Genomic DNA, 19,396 nt, shown 5'->3' on the forward strand with positions numbered 1-19,396 from the left:
TCCCTCCGCGCGGCGCCCCCGGTGAGCGGCGCGCGCGGGGCGCGGGCGCCCGCCCCCCGCCCCCCCCCCCGGGCGTTTTCGCTGGTCGGGGCGGTGTGACCGAGGGCACCGTCTCAGATAGTAGGAAGTCCGAGTAATTGTGGAGACAGACGCTCCGCGCTCCCTTAGCTTTGTAGGAGCCGAACGTTCCCGCTCGATCGAGCGGATGGCGGTCGTGAGCCGGGCCCCGCGCAGGCAACCCCTGCGGCACCGCGCTCCCCGCCCCTTCCGGCGTCTCCCCGTACCGCTCGCTCTCCGCGCTCCCTTAGTGCCGAAGGAGTCGATTCCCATGGCCGAGACGACCGTCCGCCGCCGAGTCCGCCACCTCTCCCGCAGCGCCGACTCCGACCGCAAGAACGCCGCGGCCGCCCTCCAGCGCGCCCTCGACCGCCGGGACAACGGCGGGTCCACCGGCCACTGAGTCACGGGCAGCGAGGCGTCCGCATGCCGGACGCCCCATGTCATCCCGTGGGACGAGGAGTAAGGTGCCGCACATGTCGGCAAGCTCTCGCACCCTCAATCTCGCAGTGATCCCCGGTGACGGCATCGGCCAGGAGGTCGTGACCGAGGGTCTGAAGGTCCTCTCCGCCGTCCTGCCGCAGGATGTGAAGCTGGAGACCAAGGAGTTCGACTTCGGCGCCCGGCGCTACCACGCCAGCGGTGAGACCCTCACCGACGCCGACCTCGACGCCCTCAAGGCCCACGACGCCATCCTGCTCGGCGCGATCGGCGACCCGTCGGTGCCGTCCGGCGTCCTGGAGCGCGGCTTCCTGCTCAAGCTCCGCTTCGCCTTCGACCACCACGTCAACCTGCGGCCGTCCAAGCTGCTGCCGGGTGTCGCCACCCCGCTCGCCGGACAGCCGGAGATCGACTTCGTCGTTGTCCGCGAGGGCACCGAAGGCCCGTACACCGGCAACGGCGGCACCATCCGCAAGGGCACCGAGCACGAGGTCGCCACCGAGGTCTCCGTCAACACGGCCTACGGTGTCGAGCGCGTCGTCCGCGACGCCTTCGCCCGCGCCCAGGCGCGCCCCCGCAAGAAGCTCACGCTGGTCCACAAGAACAACGTGCTGACCTTCGCGGGCCACCTGTGGACCGACATCTTCAACAAGGTGGCCGCGGAGTACCCCGAGGTCACCACCGACTACATCCACGTCGACGCCGCCACGATCTTCCTGGTCACCCAGCCCGAGCGGTTCGACGTCATCGTCACCGACAACCTCTTCGGTGACATCATCACCGACCTCGCCGCGGCCGTCTCCGGCGGCATCGGCGTCGCCGCCAGCGGCAACATCAACCCGTCCGGAGACTTCCCCTCGATGTTCGAGCCGGTGCACGGCTCCGCGCCCGACATCGCCGGCCAGGGCAAGGCCGACCCGACCGCCACGGTCCTGTCCGTCGCCCTGCTGCTCCGCCACCTCGGGTACGAGGGCGAGGCGGCCCGGATCGAGGAGGCCGTCGCCACCGACCTCGGCGAGCGCGCTGACCTGCCCGCACGGAGCACCTCAGAGATCGGCGACGCACTCGCCGTACGAGTAGCCGGCTGATCCGGCACGCTCGAAATCCAACCTTTCGAAGCCGCCGGGTCCGAGAAACAAGGCACCCGGCGGCTTTCTCCTGCGTCCGCCAGGTGCGACCATCAGACCCTGGGCCGCATTCACCCCGTTTCATCCGTCGCCGGCCGCGCGCGATAATCGAACGCGAAGTCGCGACATGAGGGAATGCTCGGACGTCCTAGCACCGGCCACCGGCCGTACGGGCGTGACAGCGGCCCGTCACACATCAAACCGGTGAAGGACATCAACCCATGACGACGCGCACGATCGAGCTCAAGCCTTCCGCCACCCCGCTCTCCGACGCGGAGCGGCAGGCGATTCTGGCCAACCCCGGGTTCGGCCGCCACTTCACCGACCACATGGTGACGATCAAGTGGACCGAGGGCCGCGGCTGGCACGACGGTCAGCTCGTCCCGTACGCCCCGCTCTCCCTCGACCCGGCCACCATGGTCCTGCACTACGCGCAGGAGATCTTCGAGGGCCTGAAGGCCTACCGCCGGCCCGACGGGAGCGTCGCCACCTTCCGGCCGGAGAAGAACGGCCGCCGCTTCCAGTCGTCCTCCCGCCGGCTCGGCATGCCCGAGCTGCCGGTGGAGACGTTCATCGAGGCGTGCGACGCGCTGGTGCGCCAGGACCAGGACTGGGTCCCGGCGCACGGTGGCGAGGAGTCCCTCTACCTGCGCCCCTTCATGATCGCCACCGAGGTCGGCCTGGGCGTCAAGCCGGCCGGCGAGTACCTCTTCCTGGTCATCGCCTCCCCGGCCGGCGCCTACTTCCCGGGCGGCGTCAAGCCGGTCTCCATCTGGGTCTCCGAGGACCGCGTCCGCGCCGTCCCCGGCGGCATGGGCGACGCCAAGACCGGCGGCAACTACGCCGCGTCGCTGCTCGCGCAGGCGGAGGCGGCGGCGAAGGGCTGCGACCAGGTCTGCTACCTCGACGCGGTCGAGCACCAGTGGGTCGAGGAACTGGGCGGCATGAACCTGTACTTCGTCTACGGCGCTGAGTCCAATTCAAAGCCTGTGATCATCACGCCCACCCTCACCGGCTCCATCCTGGAGGGCGTCACCCGCGACTCCCTGCTCACCGTCGCCCGCGACCTCGGTTACGAGGCCGAGGAGGGCCGCGTCTCGGTCGAGCAGTGGCAGCGCGACTCGGAGAACGGCACCCTCACCGAGGTCTTCGCCTGCGGGACCGCGGCCGTGATCACGCCGGTCGGCACGGTGAAGCGGGCCGGGGCGGAGTGGCAGCAGAGCGGGGGCGAGCCGGGTGCGGTGACGACGCGTCTGCGTACGGCTCTGCTGGACATTCAGCGGGGGACGGCCGAGGACAAGCACGGGTGGATGCACCGCCTGGCCTGAGGCACCCCGCGTGGGGGCGGGCCTCGCCGGGGGCTCCGCCCCCGGACCCCCGGCCTATGCCCGCCCACCATCCGACTCGGTCGCTGAAGAGGTGGCCGTCGCGAGCTCCGTCCCGCTCGCCGCAGGCGCGATGGCACCCGGCACCGCGAGCACGTACACCACCCCGCCCACCAGCCCCGACAGCAGGAAGCTGCAGTCCACGCCGCCGGTCAGGGACAGCAGGGGGCCCTCGTACGACGGCAGGGACACGGCCAGGACGCCGACCGTCGCGCCCACCGCCCAGGCGGCCGTGGCGGGGACGTTCCAGCCGGCGCGGTACCAGTAGATCCCGCCCCGTGCGCGGCGGTTGAAGACCTGGAGCGCGTCGGCGTCGTACACCCCGCCGCAGCGGACCGAGCCGATCATCGTGATCACCGCCCACGGCGTGCCGATCGCCGTGAGCAGCAGCACGAACGACGTCATGGCCGACTGCGCGTCCCAGGCGTAGTGCCCGGCGAAGACGCAGGCCGTCGCGACGACGGCGACGGCACAGGTGGCGCGGGCGCGGGAGGCGCGCGGCAGGATGGCGTCCAGGTCCAGGCCCATCGAGTAGAGCATCAGCCCGGCGTTGCCCACCGAACCGGCCGAGGCGGCCAGCAGCAGCGGGACCAGGTACCAGGTGGGGGCGGCGTCGACCAGCGGGCCCGCGTAGTCGAAGGCGGCACGGGCGGCGTACGCGGTGAAGGTGCCGAAGAGCTGCGGCACGAGCAGCCCCAGCATCAGCCCCAGCCAGGTCGCGTGCAGCACCCGGCGCGAGGAGAAGCGGGCCGGGGAGATGTAGCGGGTGTAGTCGCCGAGCAGCGTGATGAAGGCGATCGGCCCGGACAGGCCGGCGGCCACGGCGGCGAGCAGCCACGTCGGCCAGAAGCCGCCCAGCAGATAGCCGCCGGTCTCGGGGAGCGCGGCGGTCGTGAAGTCGGGGGCGTAGGCGATCACGCCCAGGACCAGCAGGGCGGTCATGCCGTAGGCCAGCACCTTGGACATGGCGAGCAGCACCCGGTAGCCGTAGACCGCGCCCGCGACGGTCGCCGCGGCGAGCAGGCCGTAGACGACGGCGTACGCGGCCCCGCCCTGCGGGAGTCCGAAGAGCCGGTGGAGCACGCCCATCATCACGTCCCCGCCGATCCACACGGTCAGCGCGGTGTAGCCGAGGGCCAGCAGCAGCCCGACCACCGAACCCACCAGCCGCCCGCGCACACCGAACTGGGCGCCGGACGACGTCGACAGGTTGGTGCCGGTGCGCAGCGAGACCAGCGCGAGCGGTGCCGTGAACAGCGTGCCGGCGACCGTGCCCGCCACCACCGCGCCGACCGACGCCCACCAGCCCAGGCCGAAGGACGGCGGCAGCCAGCCGAAGACGATCACACCGAGGCAGAGGTTGGAGCCCAGCAGGATCGAGACGAGATCCCCGGGCCCGCTGGTGCGTTCCTCCTCCGGGATGGTGTCGACTCCGCGCTGTTCGATCGGCATGGCTGGTCTCCTTCGACGGCCGCCTGAGGGTTTAGAGCGACGTTCAATGTGACGTCTGCCTGCACTGTCCGTCAATGGTTCCGTTCGAGGAATGCCGTGTTTAGAGTGATGTTCTAAAGTCTGGATAGTCTGGATGGCAAGGAGGTGCCGCGTCGTGAGACTGACCCCCACGGAACGTGACCGGCTGCTGCTCTTCGGGGCGGCCCAGCTGGCCCGGGCCCGCCGGGACCGAGGGCTCCGGCTGAACGTGCCGGAGGCGACCGCGCTGATCGCGGACACCGTGTGCGAGGCCGCCCGCGACGGCGCCCGTCTCGCCGAGGCCGTCGAGCTGGCCCGGTCCGTGCTCGGCCCGGACGACGTACTGCCCGGTGTCGCCGACGTGGTCACCGAGGTGCACGTGGAGGCCGTCTTCGACGACGGCTCCCGGCTCGCGGTCGTCTCCGACCCGATCGGGGGCGGGGGGCTCGGACCGGCGGGTCCGGGAGCCCTGCTGCCGGGACCCGACCACGCCGAACCCGAGGCGGCGGTCCGCCTGCCGGTCACCAACACCGCGACCGTGCCGGTCTCCGTGACCTCCCACTTCCACTTCTTCGAGGCCAACCCGCGCCTGGACTTCGACCGCGAGCGGGCCTACGGCATGCGCCTCGCCGTCCCCGCCGGGTCCTCGGTCCGCTTCGGGCCCGGCGAGAGCGCCGAGGTCGGCCTGGTGCCCATCGGCGGCCGACGGGTCGCGATCGGGTTCGCCGGACTGGTCGACGGGCCGCTGGACGCACCGGGCGCCAAGGAGGAGGCCCTGCGGCGGGCGGCAGCCTGCGGATATCTGGGCGTCACTCCCGGCAGCTCTGGCAACCCCGGCCCGTCCGCCACACAGGAAACACCGGAAGGAGGCGTGCGATGAGCCGCTCCAAGGGACGCGAGATCAGCGAGTCGATCCACATCGACCCGCACGCCTACGCCGCCACCCACGGCCCCCGGGCCGGCGACCGGCTGCGCCTCGGCGACTCGGGGCTGGTGATCCGCGTCGAGTCCGACGCCCAGCTCCAGGGCGACGAGTTCCTCGCCGGGTTCGGCAAGACCGCCCGCGACGGGCTGCACCTCAAGGCCGCCGCCGTGCGCGAGACCTGCGACGTCGTCATCAGCAACGTCGTGGTCATCGACGCGGTCCAGGGCATCCGCAAGGTGTCGATCGGCATCCGCGAGGGCCGCATCCACGCCATCGGCCGGGCCGGCAACCCCGACACCCTGGACGGCGTCGACGTGGTCGTCGGCACCGGCACGTCCATCGTCTCCGGCGAGGGTCTGATCGCCACCGCCGGAGCCGTCGACACCCACGTTCACCTGCTCTCCCCGCGCATCATGGAGGCGTCCCTCGCCTCCGGCGTGACGACGATCATCGGCCAGGAGTTCGGGCCGGTCTGGGGCGTCGGGGTGAACTCGCCCTGGGCGCTGAAGCACGCGTTCGGCGCCTTCGACGCGTGGCCGGTCAACATCGGGTTCCTGGGCCGGGGTTCGTCGTCCCACGAGGCCCCGCTGATCGAGGCGCTGGCCGAGGGCGGCGCGTCCGGCTTCAAGGTGCACGAGGACATGGGCGCCCACACCCGCGCCCTCGACACCGCGCTGCGCGTCGCCGAGGAGCACGACGTCCAGGTCGCCCTGCACAGCGACGGCCTGAACGAGTGCCTGTCCGTCGAGGACACCCTCCGTGTCCTGGAGGGCCGCACCATCCACGCCTTCCACATCGAGGGCTGCGGCGGCGGACACGTCCCCAACGTGCTGAAGATGGCCGGCGTCCCCAACGTCATCGGCTCCTCCACCAACCCCACCCTGCCCTTCGGCCGGGACGCGGTCGCCGAGCACTACGGCATGATCGTCTCCGTCCACGACCTCAAGACCGAGCTGCCGGGCGACGCCGCCATGGCCCGCGACCGCATCCGCGAAGGGACCATGGGCGCCGAGGACGTGCTGCACGACCTGGGCGCCATCGGGATCACCTCCTCCGACGCGCAGGGCATGGGCCGGGCCGGCGAGACGGTCCGCCGCACCTTCGCGATGGCCGGGAAGATGAAGGCCGAGTTCGGCGCCCCCGACGACGACAACGACAACGAGCGCGTCCTGCGTTACATGGCCAAGCTGACCGTCAACCCGGCCATCGCCCACGGTCTCGCGCACGAGGTCGGCTCGATCGAGGTCGGCAAGCTCGCCGACATCGTGCTGTGGCGCCCGGAGTACTTCGGCGCCAAGCCGCAGCTCGTCCTCAAGTCGGGCTTCCCGGCGTACGGCGTGGTCGGCGACCCCAACGCGGCCACCGACACCTGTGAACCCCTCGTCCTCGGGCCGCAGTTCGGCGCCCACGGCGCCACGCCCGCCGAGATCTCCGTCGCCTTCGTCGCGCAGGCCGCCGTGGACCAGGGGCACGACACGATGCCCACCCGCCGCCGCCGGGTCGCCGTGCGCGGCACCCGCGGCATCGGACCGGCCGACCTGCGCCTGAACTCCCGTACCGGACAGGTCGACGTCGACCGGCGCACCGGCCTGGTCACCCTCGACGGCGACCCGCTGCGCTCCGAACCGGCCGACTCGGTCTCCCTCAACCGCCTCTACTTCCTGTGAACCCGCCGCTACGCCCTGTGAAATCGCCTCAACCTCCTGTGAAGCCGCCTCAACGTCCTGTGAAAGTGACCGCCATGACCACCCCTGCCGCCGACGGCTTCCGCATGCCCCCCGAATGGGCCCCGCACGAGCGCACCTGGATGGCGTGGCCGGGCCCCAACCCCACCTTCGAGGGCCCCGGGGACCTGGCCGCCGCGCACATCGCCTGGGCCGGTGTCGCCCGTGCCGTCCGCCGCTTCGAACCGGTGACGGTGGTGTGCGGTCCGGGCCGGTCCGCCGAGGCACGGGCGCTGCTCGGCGACGGCATCGACACCGTCGAACGGGAGCTGGACGACGCCTGGATGCGGGACATCGGCCCCACCTTCCTCACCGGACCGGACGGGCTGGCGGCCGTCGACTGGACCTTCAACGGCTGGGGCGCCCAGGAGTGGGCCCGCTGGGAGCACGACGCGAAGATCGGCGCGCACGTCGCCGGCCTCGCGGGCGCCCGGACGTACACCTCGCCGCTCGTCAACGAGGGCGGTGGCATCCACGTCGACGGCGAGGGCACCGTGCTGCTCACCGAGACCGTGCAGCTCGGGCCCGAACGCAACCCCGGCTGGACGAGGGAGCGGGCCGAGGCGGAGATCCACGCGCACCTCGGCACCAGCAGGGCGATCTGGCTGCCGCGCGGCCTCACCGGCGACTACCCCCCGAACGGTTTCGGCACCCTCGGCCACGTCGACATCGTCGCCGCCTTCGCCGCGCCGGGCGTCGTCGTCGCCCACCACCAGCCGGACCCGGCACACCCCGACCACGAGGTGACCAAGGAGGCCATCGGCGTCCTGCGCGCCGCCACCGATGCCCGGGGGCGCCGCCTGGAGGTCGTCGAGGTGCCCGCCCCGACCGTCCTGGAGGCCGACGGTCACTGGGCCGACTACTCCTACATCAACCACTACCTCTGCAACGGCGGCGTCGTCCTGTGCGCCTTCGACGACCCGCGCGACGAGATCGCGGCCGGTATCTTCCGCCGCCTGCACCCGCGCCGGACGGTGACCCTGGTGGACGCGCGTACGATCTTCGCGGGTGGCGGGGGCATCCACTGCATCACGCAGCAGCAGCCAAAGATCTAGGAGCGGGACATGGCCGGTGGTGGGCGCAGACAGGCGCCGCCGCGTGAGGACGTGCTCGCCGCCGCCATGGAGATGATCGCCGAGCGCGGCCTGGAGAAGCTGACCATGGCGGCGCTCGGCCGCGAGGTCGGCATGAGCAGCGGCCACCTCCTCTACTACTTCCACTCCAAGGACGAACTGCTGCTGCGCACCCTGGAGTGGAGCGAGGGCCGCCTGGGCGTCGAACGCGGCCGGCTGCTCACCCGGCCCGGCACCGCCCGCGAACGCCTCCAGGAGTACGTCGACCTCTACGTCCCCGACGGCCACCGCGACCCGCACTGGACGCTGTGGCTGGAGGTGTGGAACCGCTCGCAGAACGCCGAGGACGACGCCCGCGACCGGCAGGCCGCCATCGAGGGCGCCTGGCACCGCGACCTGGTCGCCCTGCTCGCCGAGGGCGTCTCGCGCGGCGAGTTCCGCCACGTCGACCCCGACCGGTTCGCGTCCCGGCTGCGGGCGCTCCTCGACGGCCTCGCCATCCACGTGGCGATCGGCCTGCGGGGGACGGACCGGGCGCAGGTGCTCGGCCATGTGCGGGAGTTCCTGACGGACGGCCTCTTCACGGACGTCTGACCGGGCCTGCTCGCATCTTGAGACGGTCGGTGAGCGGACGGACGGAGTGTGCCAGACTGCCTCCGTGCTCTCGTTCGCCATGATTATTGGCAGCAGGCGCGCCGGTCCGCAGTGACCGCCACGTACGACCAGGTACGGGCGGACACCGTCGTCCTCGACCCGCGCGCAGACCTCTCGCACCCGCGAGGGGTTTTTCTTTTTCCTGGCCCACCCCAAGCCGGGAAGAGAGCGCGAGGGATCATAGACGGACGGTGGAACCGGTCATTCCGGTAGACCGAGATCCCATACAGGAGCCTTCAGATCATGACCGCAACCAGCGAACTCGACGATTCGTTCCACGTCTTCGACACCACCCTGCGCGACGGTGCGCAGCGCGAGGGCATCAACCTCACGGTCGCGGACAAGCTGGCCATCGCACGGCACCTGGACGACTTCGGTGTGGGCTTCATCGAAGGCGGCTGGCCCGGCGCGAACCCCCGCGACACCGAGTTCTTCGCCCGCGCCCAGCAGGAGATCGACTTCCGGCACGCCCAGTTGGTCGCCTTCGGCGCCACCCGCCGTCCGGGCGCGACCGCCGCCGAGGACCACCAGGTCAGGGCGCTCCTGGAATCCGGCGCCCAGGTGATCACCCTGGTCGCCAAGTCCCACGACCGGCACGTGGAACTGGCCCTGCGCACCACGCTGGACGAGAACCTGGCGATGGTGGCCGACACGGTCTCCCACCTGAAGGCCCAGGGCCGCCGGGTCTTCGTCGACTGCGAGCACTTCTTCGACGGCTACCGCGCCAACCCCGAGTACGCGAAGGCCGTCGTCCGCACCGCCTCCGAGGCGGGCGCCGACGTCGTCATCCTCTGCGACACCAACGGCGGCATGCTCCCGGCGCAGATCCAGGCCGTGGTCGCCACGGTGCTGGCCGACACCGGCGCCCGGCTCGGCATCCACGCCCAGGACGACACCGGCTGCGCCGTCGCCAACACCCTGGCCGCCGTCGACGCGGGCGCGACCCACGTCCAGTGCACGGCGAACGGCTACGGCGAGCGCGTCGGCAACGCCAACCTGTTCCCGGTCGTGGCCGCGCTGGAGCTGAAGTACGGCAAGCAGGTGCTGCCGGAGGGCCGGCTGCGCGAGATGACCCGGATCTCGCACGCCATCGCCGAGGTCGTGAACCTCACGCCCTCCACCCACCAGCCCTACGTCGGCGTCTCCGCCTTCGCGCACAAGGCCGGCCTGCACGCGTCCGCGATCAAGGTCGATCCGGACCTCTACCAGCACATCGACCCCGAGCTGGTCGGCAACACCATGCGGATGCTGGTCTCCGACATGGCCGGCCGCGCCTCCATCGAGCTGAAGGGCAAGGAACTCGGCGTCGACCTCGGCGGCGACCGCGAGCTGGTCGGCAGGGTCGTCGAGCGGGTCAAGGAACGCGAGCTGGCCGGCTACACGTACGAGGCCGCCGACGCGAGCTTCGAGCTGCTGCTGCGCGCCGAGGCCGAGGGCAGGCCGCTCAGGTACTTCGAGGTCGAGTCCTGGCGCGCGATCACCGAGGACCGCCCCGACGGCACCCACGCCAACGAGGCCACGGTCAAGCTCTGGGCCAAGGGCGAGCGCATCGTCGCCACCGCCGAGGGCAACGGCCCGGTCAACGCCCTGGACCGGACCCTGCGCGTGGCCCTGGAGAAGCTCTACCCGGAGCTTGCCAAGCTGGACCTGGTCGACTACAAGGTCCGCATCCTGGAGGGCGTGCACGGCACCCAGTCCACGACCAGGGTCCTCATCTCCACCAGCGACGGCACGGGGGAGTGGGCCACGGTGGGCGTCGGGGAGAACGTCATCGCCGCCTCGTGGCAGGCCCTGGAGGACGCGTACACGTACGGGCTGCTGCGGGCGGGGGTGACGCCCGCGGCGTGACCCGGTCTCCCGCGGCGAATTTCCGACCCGCACTTATGTCTCATTGAGGTGTGTTCGGGTACTTTCGAAGGTATGAAGGGCGTTCGCGTTCAAGTCCTCATACGCCTCCTGATCGCGCCGGTCATCGCCGCGCTGGCGGTGCTGATGGCCGGTGCGCCCGGCGCGCAGGCCGCCACCGACGTCTCCACGATCGGGGCGGCCCTGCGCGAGAGTCCCGTGTACGTGGACCCGGCCGCCTCCGGTCTGCTCTCCGACGCGGACGCCGACGCGCTCGCCGACAAGATCGAGGACGCGGGCGAACCGGTCTTCGTGGCGGTCCTCCCGGCCGACTACCCGAAGGACGACCTCTTCCAGAACCTGCGCACCGAGACCGGCATCACCGGCCTGTACGGCATCCGCCTCGGCGACGAGTTCGACGCCCGCGCCGACAGCAGCGTGCTGAGCCGCCAGGGCGTGGACAACCTGGTCACGGCCGCGCAGGGGGCGGGCGACACCAAGGCCCAGCTCAACGACTTCGTCGACGACGCGCTGCGCAGCGTGCGCGGCTCGGCCCCCTCCTCCTGGGACTCCGGCGGCGCCACCGTGCCGACCGGCGCCCTGATCACCGCGGGCGCGGTCGTCGCGGCCGGCGGCGCGGGTGCCTACGCCATCGCCCGGCGCAACCGGCTCCGCCGCGAGGAGGAGCAGCGACAGGCACTGGAGCGGCTGCGGGTGGTGGTCGACGAGGACATCACGGCGTTCGGCGAGGAGCTGGACCGCCTGGACTTCCACCCCGGGGAGCCGGGCGCCGACGACGCGATGCGCACGGACTACGAACACGGCCTCGACGCGTACGAGCAGGCCAAGACGTTCATGGGCAATGCCCGCAAACCGGAGGACGTGCGGGCGGTCACCCAGTCGCTGGAGGACGGCCGCTTCTCGCTCGCGCTGCTCGCCGCCCGCCGTGAGGGACGGCCGCTGCCCGACCGCCGGCCGCCCTGCTTCTTCGACCCGCGCCACGGCCCGTCCGTCGCCGACGCCACCTGGACCCCGCCGGGCGGCGCCACCCGCGAGGTGCCCGTCTGCGCGGCCGACCAGGCCCGGTTGTCCGACGGCCTGGACCCGATGGTCCGCGAGGTGGACACCGCCCAGGGCCGCCGCCCCTACTGGGACGCGGGCCCGGCGTACGGCCCCTGGGCGGGCGGGTACTTCGGCGCCGGCATCCTGCCCGGCCTGCTGGTCGGCACCATGCTGGGCAGCATGATGGCCGGCCCGGCCTACGGCGCCGGTTACGGCGAGGGCTACGGCGACTTCGGCGGCCACGAGGGCGGCGACGTCTCCGGCGGCGACTTCGACTCCGGTGACTTCGGGGGCGGGTTCGGCGACTTCGGCGGAGGCGGCGGATTCGGCGGCGGGGACTTCGGCGGCGGATTCTGAGCGGGAGGCCGTGGTCATCGGGAGGGCACCCGCAGGGTCTCGTGGCGCGCGTCTTGGTGTGACCCGTCGGTCCGCTCGGCCTGGTCGGCCTGGTCGGCCTCTTCGGCCCGCGCCGTCCGTGAGGGTTTCGCCCCGCGCCGTACGACGACCACCGCCGCGAGTCCGACCGCGAGACCCACGGCCGTCTGCGGTCCGAAGTGCTCGCCGAACATCAGGGCGCCCCACACGGCGGTGACCGGTGCCATGAGGAACATCAGGGTGTTCACCTCGGTGACGCCGGACCGGCGCATGATCAGCCAGTACAGCCCGTAGCCGCCGAACGTCGGCAGCACCACCAGCCAGGCCGTCGCCAGCCAGAAGGACGAGTCGGCGGGCGGGGCCGCCGCCCCGGCACCGACGGCCAGGCCGGAGAAGAGCACGGCGCTGGTCACGCAGTGGATCGTCAGCGCGGCCCGGGGCGCGACCACCGCCCGCGAACGGCCCTCCAGGAAAGTGGCCGCCACCAGCGACAGCATGCCGAGGAAAGGCACGAAGTACGCCCACCACGGCACGTCCGCGCCCGCCGCCGCGGCATCGGCCGTCGTGACCGTGGCGACGCCGGCCAGCCCCAGCCACAGTCCGAGCCACTGCCGGCGGGAGACGTACTGCCGCATCAGGGGACCGGCGAGCGCGCCGGCGACCAGCGGCTGCACGCCGTCGATCAGGGCGGTGGTGCCGCTGGAGACACCGAGCTGGATGGCGTAGTAGACGCTGAGCAGGTAGCCGCTCTGCGACAGGGCGCCGACCGCGACCTGCCGGCCGGCCTCCCGGCGGGTCAGCCCGCGCCACGCCGTGCGTGAGACGGCCGCGACGGCGATCAGGACCACGGCGAGCGGCACGAAGCGCCACATCAGGAGCGTCGTCGCGTCCGCGGTCCCCGCGCCGAGCTTGGCGCCGATGAAACCGGAGCTCCAGCACAGGACGAACGCGGAGCCTGTGCAGAAGAAGCCGCACCGCGTCCGCATGACGCCCGGTGCGCGACGTGTCCTGGAGGCGGCCGAGCGGCTGTTCTACGAGCGCGGCATCCACGCCGTGGGCGTGGACCTCGTCGCCGCCGAGGCGGGCGTCACCAAGAAGACGCTCTACGACCGGTTCGGCTCGAAGGAGCAGATCGTCGTGGAGTACCTGGCCGGGCGGGACGAGCGCTGGCGGGAACTCCTCGCCGGCCGTCTCGACGCGGTCGTGGGACAGGGGCCGGACGCACGGGTCCTGGCGGTCTTCGAGGCGTCGCGCGCGTGGGCGGGGGAGTACGGCGGCAAGGGGTGCAGCATGATCAACGCGCACGCCGAGATCAGCGACCCGTCCCACCCGGCGTATCCGGTCATCACCGGGCAGAAGCGGTGGATGCTCGACCTCTTCACCGGCCTCGCCCGGGAGATCGACGCGGCCGGGGCGGACCGGCTGGCCCGCACGCTGATGCTGCTGCACGAGGGCGCGCTGGTCGCGCACGGCGTGGGGGTCTTCCCGGACCCGTTCGGCCAGGCGCTCGACCAGGTGCGGGAGCTGCTGGGAAATTGCGGAGGCGGCCGGAGGCCCGCGTCGCTACGGTGAGCCCATGCCGACCCGCAGCGCACTCCTCGTGATCGACATGCAGAATGCCACGGTCGCCATGGCGCACCGGGCCGCCGAGACGGTCGCCGCGATCGCGGGTCTCGCTGAGCGGGCCCGCGCGGCCGGGGTGCCGGTGGTGACGGTCCGGCAGCGGGACGAGGGCATGGTGTACGGCACCGAGGGCTGGCAGGTCGTGCCCGAGCTGGCACCGCGGGACGGTGAGCCGGTCGTCGACAAGACGACCCCGGACAGCTTCCTGGACACCGGCCTCGACGCACTGCTGGAGGGGCTCGGCGTCACCGAGGTGATCGTGACCGGGTTCGCCACCGAGATCTGCGTGGACACCACGGCACGACAGGCATTGAGCCGGGGGTACGACCTCGTCGTCGTCGCCGACGGGCACACCACGTCGGTGCGGGACCCCGAGGACGACGGCGATCTGATGCCGGCGGACCGTTCCGTCGCCCAGTACAACGCGATCTACCGGACGATCGGCTGGCCCGGCCGGCGTGTCCGCCTCCGGGCCGCCGCCGACGTGGACCTCAGCCCTGCTTGATCGCCGAGATGTCGAAGTTCAGCTTGATCTTGTCGGAGACCAGGACACCGCCCGTCTCCAGGGCCGCGTTCCAGGTGAGCCCCCACTCCGAGCGCTTGATCTCGGCCTTGCCCTCGAAGCCGACGCGCTCGTTGCCGAAGGGGTCCTTGGCCGCGCCGTTGAACTCCAGGTCGATGGCGAGCTGCTTGGTGGTGCCGAGGATCGTGAGGTCGCCGGTGATGCGGTAGTCGTCGCCGCCGCGGGACTCCGCACCGGTGGAGCGGAAGGTCATCGTCGGGAACTCGTCCGTGTTGAAGAAGTCCGAGCTCTTCAGGTGGCCGTCGCGGTCCGGGGACCCCGTGTCGATGCTGTCCATCGTGACGTCCAGGGTCGCCGTGGAGCGGCTCGGGTCGGCGCCGTCCAGGTGTAGCGTGCCGCTGAAGTCGAGGAACTTGCCCTTGACGTTGGTGACCATCGCGTGGCGCGCGGTGAATCCGATCATGGTGTGGGCGGGGTCGATCGTGTACTCGCCGGTCACGGTGGCGAGGTCGGGGGTGCTGGTCATGGTGTCCTCCGGGGGTCTGGACGTTTGATGTTGAATGTTCAACCAATCCAACGGTGCCGACTCTAGACCTATTCCGTTCAACATTCAACGGATGTGTGCGGCGTGGCGTCGCATGTTCACCGGGACGGCCGAGCGGGACGTAGTGCCGCGGACGGCGGGGAAGGGTCATGAGCATGACCTCCACCTGGCCGCACGTCCCCCGGACCGGCGCCGGACCGACCCGCCGCTCCCTCCTCCTGACGGCCGCCGTGGCCGCCGCGCTGCCCCCCGCTCTCGGCACGCCCGCCGCAGCGGCCGCCGCCGACCCCTACGACACCCTCCGCGGACGCTGGCTCGACATCGCCCTCGGCACCGGCTACGACCCGGTCGCCGAGCCGTACGCCTCCCGCCTCGCGGAGACCGGCGAACGCGCCCGCGACCACCGCGCCACCATGGCGCCGACCCCCACCTCCCTGTGGCCCGGCCACCCCTTCGACCCGCCCGCCGGCATCACGTTCGCCTATGGCCGCCTGTGGACGATGACCGAGGCGTACGTACAGCGGGGCACCGGCTCCACCGGCGACCCCGCGCTCCTCGCCGACATCCTGCGCGGCCTCGACCACCTGTCGGCCACCGTCTACAACCCCGCCACCACCCGCTACGGCAACTGGTGGGAGTGGCAGATCGGCAGCCCGCGCCTGCTGACGGACATCACGGCCGCCCTGTACGACCACCTGGGCGCCGACCGTGTCGCCGCCGCCTGCGCCGCCGTGGACCACTTCATCCCCGACGCGATGCTCCGCGACTACTCCGGCACCTCCACCGGCGCCAACCGCGTCGACCTCTGCCGCTCCGTCGCCCTGCGCGGCATCCTGGGCCGCGCACCCGACAAGATCGCCCTGGCCCGCGACGCCCTCTCACCGGTCTTCCCCTACGTCACCGAGGGCGACGGCCTCTACGCCGACGGCTCGTTCGTGCAGCACACCTGGGTCGCCTACTCGGGTACGTACGGCCAGGTCATGCTGGACGGGCTCGGCCGGCTGTTCACCCTGCTCGCCGGCTCGCAGTGGGAGGTGACCGACCCCGGCAAGCAGATCGTCCTCGACAGCGTCGAGCACGCCTACGCCCCCCTCATCCACGACGGACTGGTCATGGACGGCGTCAACGGCCGTGCCATCAGCCGGGGTTACCTGGCCGGCGACGACCTGCACGTCATGCGCAGCGACCACTTCCACGGCCAGCAGATCATCGCCGCCATGGCCGTCCTCGCGGGCGGCGCGAGCGAGACCGAGCGCCAACGCTGGTACGCGCGGATCAAGGGCTGGATCGAACGGGACACCGTCACCCCGGTCCTCACGGCACCTCAGTTCCCGGTCGCCGACCTGGCGCGGCTGCACGCGATCGCCGCCGACCCCGTCGAGGCCGCGTCCGAGCCCACCGGGCACCGCCTCTTCGCCGCCATGGACCGCGCCGTCCACCGCCGCCCCGCCTTCACCGCGGGCCTCGCCATGGCCAGCGACCGCATCTCCCACTACGAGTGCGGCAACGGCGAGAACCCGCGCGGCTGGCACACCGGCGCGGGCATGCTCAGCTGGTGGGCGAACGGGACCAGGGCCGATCGGTCCGACCGGTCCGACCGGTCCGACCAGTACACAGACTGGTTCTGGCCGACCGTCGACTGGTACCGGCTGCCCGGCACCACCGTCTCCACCAAGCGCCTGGCCGACCGGGCGGGCGGCGAGTGGGGCGCCCCCAAACCCGACGTGCGCTGGGTCGGCGGCACCACCGACGGCGAGTTCGCGGCCGTGGGCCAGCACCTCAAGGGCCTCGGTTCGACCCTGGAGGCCCGCAAGTCCTGGTTCTTCCTCGACGACGAGGTGGTCTGCCTCGGCGCCGGCATCACCTGCACGGACGGAGTCCCGGTCGAGACGGTCGTCGACAACCGGAACCTGGGAGAGGGCGGCACCCAGGCTCTCGTGCGGGGCCGGGACTGGGCCCATCTGGAGGGCCACGGCGGCTGGATCGTGCCCGGGGGCGGCCTGCGGACCCTGCGCGAGGACCGCACCGGCGCCTGGTCGGACATCAACACCACCAGCACCACCGAGCGCCGCACCCGCCGCTGGCAGACCCTCTGGCTGGACCACGGCACCGACCCCTCCGACGCCGACTACGTCTACGTCCTCATGCCCGGCGCCTCCAGGGGCGCGGTCGCCCGCCGCGCCGCCGACCGCCGCCGGGTGCGGGTCCTCGCCAACGACGACCGGCAGCAGGCGGTCGCCGTCCCCTCGCTCGGCCTCACCGCGGCGAACTTCTGGCGGGCCGGCACGGTGGGCCCGCTCACCGCGACGGCCGGGGCCAGTGTGCTGGTCCGCCGCAGGGGCCGTACCGCTACCCTCTGCGTGAGCGAACCGCCGCGCTCCGGGGAGGCCCTGGAGATCGTCTGGGACCACCCGGTACGAGCCGCGGTGCGGTCCGACGAGACGGTCGAGGTCCTGGCCACCGGCCGCCGTCTGCGCCTCCGTGTCACTCCAGGGGTGGTATGTACCACCCATGAATGTGAGGTGGCTCTCAGCTGACGGCTTTGTGTGACCCCTACAAGGGGCAGGCCCTCTGAGCAGTCGAAACGGCTGCATGGCGTAGCGGTTCTGTTCGGTGCTACCAGGAAAACGCGCCGGAGACTGTACGGAGTCGACGGCTCGCATTCGTCGTTCGGCTTCGTAGAGTCGCTACATGACCGTTTTGGATGAGGCGCCGGGTGAGCCGACGGACGCGCGCGGGCGAGTGGCCGAACTGCACGAGATCCGTGCGCAGGCGCTGGCCGGACCGAGCGAGAAGGCTACGGCGGCGCAGCACGCCAAGGGCAAGCTGACGGCCCGTGAGCGCATCGAGCTGCTCCTGGACCCCGACTCCTTCCGCGAGGTCGAGCAACTGCGCCGGCACCGGGCGACGGGGTTCGGCCTGGAGACCAAGAAGCCGTACACCGACGGTGTCGTCACCGGCTGGGGCACGGTGGAGGGCCGCACGGTCTTCGTCTACGCGCACGACTTCCGCATCTTCGGCGGCGCGCTGGGCGAGGCCCACGCCACGAAGATCCACAAGATCATGGACATGGCCATCGCGGCCGGTGCCCCGCTGGTCTCCCTCAACGACGGCGCCGGCGCCCGCATCCAGGAGGGCGTCAGCGCACTCGCCGGGTACGGCGGCATCTTCCAGCGCAACACCCGGGCGTCCGGTGTCATCCCGCAGATCAGCGTGATGCTCGGCCCGTGCGCGGGCGGCGCGGCCTACAGCCCCGCCCTCACCGACTTCGTGTTCATGGTCCGCGACACCTCGCAGATGTTCATCACCGGCCCGGACGTGGTCAAGGCCGTCACCGGCGAGGAGATCACCCAGAACGGCCTGGGCGGCGCGGACGTGCACGCCGAGACGTCCGGCGTCGCCCACTTCGCCTACGACGACGAGGAGACGTGCCTGGGCGAGGTCCGCTACCTCCTCTCCCTCCTCCCGCAGAACAACCGCGAGAACCCGCCGCGCTCCGACTCCTCGGACCCGGTGGACCGCCGCTCGGACGTTCTGCTCGACCTGGTCCCGGCGGACGGCAACCGTCCGTACGACATGACCAAGGTCATCGAGGAGCTCGTCGACGACGGCGAGTACCTGGAGGTCCACGAGCGCTGGGCGCGCAACATCATCTGCGCCCTGGCCCGCCTCGACGGCCAGGTCGTGGGCATCGTCGCCAACCAGCCGCAGGCCCTGGCCGGCGTCCTGGACATCGAGGCCTCCGAGAAGGCCGCCCGCTTCGTCCAGATGTGCGACGCCTTCAACATCCCGATCATCACCCTTCTGGACGTACCCGGCTTCCTGCCCGGCGTCGACCAGGAGCACGGCGGCATCATCCGCCACGGCGCCAAGCTGCTGTACGCGTACTGCAACGCGACGGTGCCCCGGATCTCGCTCATCCTGCGCAAGGCGTACGGAGGTGCTTACATCGTCATGGACAGCCAGTCCATCGGCGCCGACCTCACCTACGCCTGGCCGACCAACGAGATCGCCGTCATGGGCGCGGAAGGTGCCGCGGGCGTCATCTTCCGCCGTCAGATCGCCGGTGCCGAGGACCCCGAGGCCATGCGGGCCCGCATGGTCAAGGAGTACAAGGCCGAGCTGATGCACCCTTACTACGCGGCCGAGCGAGGTCTGGTCGACGACGTCATCGACCCCGCCGAGACCCGCGAGGTGCTCGTCCAGTCCCTGGCGATGCTCCACACCAAGCACGCCGACCTGCCCTCCCGCAAGCACGGCAACCCGCCGCAGTGACCCGAGGAGCCACCGCTATGTCCACTCCCGACATCCGCGTCGAGAAGGGCCACGCCGAGCCCGAGGAGGTCGCCGCCATCACGGCCCTCCTCCTCGCCCGCGCCGCCGCCCGCCCCGCCGAGATCCCCCCGACCCACGGCGGCGGCCGCGTCCGCGCGGGTTGGCGCCGCCTGGAGCGTGAACCGGGTTTCCGAGCCCCCCACAGCTGGCGCTGACCTGAGATTGGGGGAGAGGGGGGGCGGCAGCCGGCCGGGCGCCGGGACAGCCATGAACGGGGACGCGGGGGTGGGAGG

At 71.8% G+C, this 19,396-nt stretch carries 17 protein-coding genes; 14 read left to right on the forward strand and 3 right to left on the reverse strand.

Translation table 11 applies throughout. From position 1 onward, the window contains the following. The first annotated feature begins 328 nt into the window (after positions 1–328). From ACFWR9_RS07560 to ACFWR9_RS07570, 3 genes are all read left to right on the forward strand, one after another. Positions 329–460, forward strand: coding sequence for a hypothetical protein (locus tag ACFWR9_RS07560; RefSeq protein WP_107420291.1), 132 nt, complete (start codon positions 329–331; stop codon positions 458–460). A gap of 73 nt (positions 461–533) precedes the next feature. Then, positions 534–1,586, forward strand: a complete 1,053-nt coding sequence (locus ACFWR9_RS07565) for a 3-isopropylmalate dehydrogenase (RefSeq protein ID WP_383837032.1) — start codon at positions 534–536, stop codon at positions 1,584–1,586. Between the two features lie 260 nt (positions 1,587–1,846). Continuing rightward, a complete protein-coding gene (locus ACFWR9_RS07570) occupies positions 1,847–2,953 on the forward strand; it encodes a branched-chain amino acid aminotransferase (RefSeq protein WP_383837035.1) in 1,107 nt (368 codons plus the stop codon). A 54-nt stretch (positions 2,954–3,007) separates the two neighbouring features. On the opposite strand, the gene ACFWR9_RS07575 is transcribed toward ACFWR9_RS07570, so the two are convergent. After that, positions 3,008–4,462, reverse strand: a complete 1,455-nt coding sequence (locus ACFWR9_RS07575) for a cytosine permease (protein ID WP_383837037.1) — start codon at positions 4,460–4,462, stop codon at positions 3,008–3,010. 154 nt (positions 4,463–4,616) lie between these two features. Here ACFWR9_RS07575 and ureA point away from each other — a divergent pair, with 154 nt between their 5' ends. The 6 genes from ureA (at position 4,617) to ACFWR9_RS07605 (ending at position 12,120) form a co-directional block, all read left to right on the forward strand. Then, positions 4,617–5,360: an urease subunit gamma gene (ureA, locus tag ACFWR9_RS07580; protein WP_383837040.1), complete on the forward strand. Its 744-nt coding sequence runs from the start codon at positions 4,617–4,619 to the stop codon at positions 5,358–5,360. Further along, positions 5,357–7,072: an urease subunit alpha gene (locus tag ACFWR9_RS07585; protein ID WP_383837043.1), complete on the forward strand. Its 1,716-nt coding sequence runs from the start codon at positions 5,357–5,359 to the stop codon at positions 7,070–7,072. Before ureA ends, ACFWR9_RS07585 begins: the two co-directional genes overlap by 4 nt. A gap of 74 nt (positions 7,073–7,146) precedes the next feature. Next, on the forward strand, positions 7,147–8,184 hold the full coding sequence (locus tag ACFWR9_RS07590; RefSeq protein WP_383837046.1) for an agmatine/peptidylarginine deiminase: 1,038 nt from the start codon (positions 7,147–7,149) through the stop codon (positions 8,182–8,184). A gap of 9 nt (positions 8,185–8,193) precedes the next feature. Then, entirely contained in the window at positions 8,194–8,796 is a 603-nt protein-coding gene (locus ACFWR9_RS07595) for a TetR/AcrR family transcriptional regulator (RefSeq protein ID WP_383837049.1), read from the forward strand. Positions 8,797–9,099: 303 nt separating this feature from the next. Further along, the gene (cimA, locus tag ACFWR9_RS07600) at positions 9,100–10,704 is read left to right on the forward strand and encodes a citramalate synthase (RefSeq protein ID WP_383837052.1); all 1,605 of its coding nucleotides are present in this window, start codon (positions 9,100–9,102) and stop codon (positions 10,702–10,704) included. A gap of 72 nt (positions 10,705–10,776) precedes the next feature. Continuing rightward, a complete protein-coding gene (locus tag ACFWR9_RS07605; RefSeq protein WP_383837055.1) occupies positions 10,777–12,120 on the forward strand; it encodes a hypothetical protein in 1,344 nt (447 codons plus the stop codon). Between the two features lie 14 nt (positions 12,121–12,134). Here the strand turns inward: ACFWR9_RS07605 and ACFWR9_RS07610 are convergent, their stop codons facing one another. After that, the gene (locus tag ACFWR9_RS07610; RefSeq protein ID WP_383837058.1) at positions 12,135–13,124 is read right to left on the reverse strand and encodes a DMT family transporter; all 990 of its coding nucleotides are present in this window, start codon (positions 13,122–13,124) and stop codon (positions 12,135–12,137) included. Between ACFWR9_RS07610 and ACFWR9_RS07615 the strand changes: the two genes are divergently transcribed. Together ACFWR9_RS07615 and ACFWR9_RS07620 are read left to right on the forward strand one after the other, a co-directional pair. Then, positions 13,123–13,710 carry a TetR/AcrR family transcriptional regulator gene (locus tag ACFWR9_RS07615; protein ID WP_383837061.1) on the forward strand — a complete coding sequence of 196 codons (588 nt, stop codon included), beginning with the start codon at positions 13,123–13,125 and terminating at the stop codon, positions 13,708–13,710. The genes ACFWR9_RS07610 and ACFWR9_RS07615 overlap by 2 nt on opposite strands. Before the next feature lie 4 nt (positions 13,711–13,714). After that, the gene (locus ACFWR9_RS07620; RefSeq protein WP_383837064.1) at positions 13,715–14,266 is read left to right on the forward strand and encodes a cysteine hydrolase family protein; all 552 of its coding nucleotides are present in this window, start codon (positions 13,715–13,717) and stop codon (positions 14,264–14,266) included. Here the strand turns inward: ACFWR9_RS07620 and ACFWR9_RS07625 are convergent. After that, complete coding sequence (locus tag ACFWR9_RS07625; RefSeq protein WP_383837067.1) at positions 14,253–14,810, reverse strand: YceI family protein; 558 nt, start codon at positions 14,808–14,810, stop codon at positions 14,253–14,255. The two genes, ACFWR9_RS07620 and ACFWR9_RS07625, sit on opposite strands and share 14 nt — an antisense overlap. 173 nt (positions 14,811–14,983) lie before the next feature. Here ACFWR9_RS07625 and ACFWR9_RS07630 point away from each other — a divergent pair, with 173 nt between their 5' ends. The 3 genes from ACFWR9_RS07630 to ACFWR9_RS07640 all read left to right on the forward strand — a co-directional run bounded on the left by ACFWR9_RS07630 (position 14,984) and on the right by ACFWR9_RS07640 (position 19,318). After that, positions 14,984–17,365 (forward strand): polysaccharide lyase 8 family protein, encoded by a 2,382-nt coding sequence (locus tag ACFWR9_RS07630; protein WP_383837196.1) that lies wholly within the window; start codon positions 14,984–14,986, stop codon positions 17,363–17,365. Positions 17,366–17,519: 154 nt separating this feature from the next. Next, positions 17,520–19,103 carry an acyl-CoA carboxylase subunit beta gene (locus ACFWR9_RS07635; protein ID WP_383837070.1) on the forward strand — a complete coding sequence of 528 codons (1,584 nt, stop codon included), beginning with the start codon at positions 17,520–17,522 and terminating at the stop codon, positions 19,101–19,103. 17 nt (positions 19,104–19,120) lie between these two features. Further along, the gene (locus tag ACFWR9_RS07640) at positions 19,121–19,318 is read left to right on the forward strand and encodes an acyl-CoA carboxylase epsilon subunit (protein ID WP_064729996.1); all 198 of its coding nucleotides are present in this window, start codon (positions 19,121–19,123) and stop codon (positions 19,316–19,318) included. The last annotated feature ends 78 nt before the right edge of the window (positions 19,319–19,396 follow it).

The sequence above is a fragment of the Streptomyces sp. NPDC058534 genome (genome assembly GCF_042717365.1).
Lineage (GTDB): Bacteria > Actinomycetota > Actinomycetes > Streptomycetales > Streptomycetaceae > Streptomyces.

Excerpts from the sequence above, each read along its gene's own strand:
- ACFWR9_RS07560 (WP_107420291.1), top strand. The coding sequence starts at position 329 with ATGGCCGAGACGACCGTCCGCCGCCGAGTCCGCCACCTCTCCCGCAGC.
- ACFWR9_RS07565 (WP_383837032.1), top strand. The coding sequence starts at position 534 with ATGTCGGCAAGCTCTCGCACCCTCAATCTCGCAGTGATCCCCGGTGAC.
- ACFWR9_RS07570 (WP_383837035.1), top strand. The coding sequence starts at position 1,847 with ATGACGACGCGCACGATCGAGCTCAAGCCTTCCGCCACCCCGCTCTCC.
- ACFWR9_RS07575 (WP_383837037.1), bottom strand. The coding sequence starts at position 4,462 with ATGCCGATCGAACAGCGCGGAGTCGACACCATCCCGGAGGAGGAACGC.
- ACFWR9_RS07585 (WP_383837043.1), top strand. The coding sequence starts at position 5,357 with ATGAGCCGCTCCAAGGGACGCGAGATCAGCGAGTCGATCCACATCGAC.
- ACFWR9_RS07590 (WP_383837046.1), top strand. The coding sequence starts at position 7,147 with ATGACCACCCCTGCCGCCGACGGCTTCCGCATGCCCCCCGAATGGGCC.
- ACFWR9_RS07595 (WP_383837049.1), top strand. The coding sequence starts at position 8,194 with ATGGCCGGTGGTGGGCGCAGACAGGCGCCGCCGCGTGAGGACGTGCTC.
- cimA (WP_383837052.1), top strand. The coding sequence starts at position 9,100 with ATGACCGCAACCAGCGAACTCGACGATTCGTTCCACGTCTTCGACACC.
- ACFWR9_RS07605 (WP_383837055.1), top strand. The coding sequence starts at position 10,777 with ATGAAGGGCGTTCGCGTTCAAGTCCTCATACGCCTCCTGATCGCGCCG.
- ACFWR9_RS07615 (WP_383837061.1), top strand. The coding sequence starts at position 13,123 with ATGACGCCCGGTGCGCGACGTGTCCTGGAGGCGGCCGAGCGGCTGTTC.
- ACFWR9_RS07610 (WP_383837058.1), bottom strand. The coding sequence starts at position 13,124 with ATGCGGACGCGGTGCGGCTTCTTCTGCACAGGCTCCGCGTTCGTCCTG.
- ACFWR9_RS07620 (WP_383837064.1), top strand. The coding sequence starts at position 13,715 with ATGCCGACCCGCAGCGCACTCCTCGTGATCGACATGCAGAATGCCACG.
- ACFWR9_RS07625 (WP_383837067.1), bottom strand. The coding sequence starts at position 14,810 with ATGACCAGCACCCCCGACCTCGCCACCGTGACCGGCGAGTACACGATC.
- ACFWR9_RS07630 (WP_383837196.1), top strand. The coding sequence starts at position 14,984 with ATGACCTCCACCTGGCCGCACGTCCCCCGGACCGGCGCCGGACCGACC.
- ACFWR9_RS07635 (WP_383837070.1), top strand. The coding sequence starts at position 17,520 with ATGACCGTTTTGGATGAGGCGCCGGGTGAGCCGACGGACGCGCGCGGG.
- ACFWR9_RS07640 (WP_064729996.1), top strand. The coding sequence starts at position 19,121 with ATGTCCACTCCCGACATCCGCGTCGAGAAGGGCCACGCCGAGCCCGAG.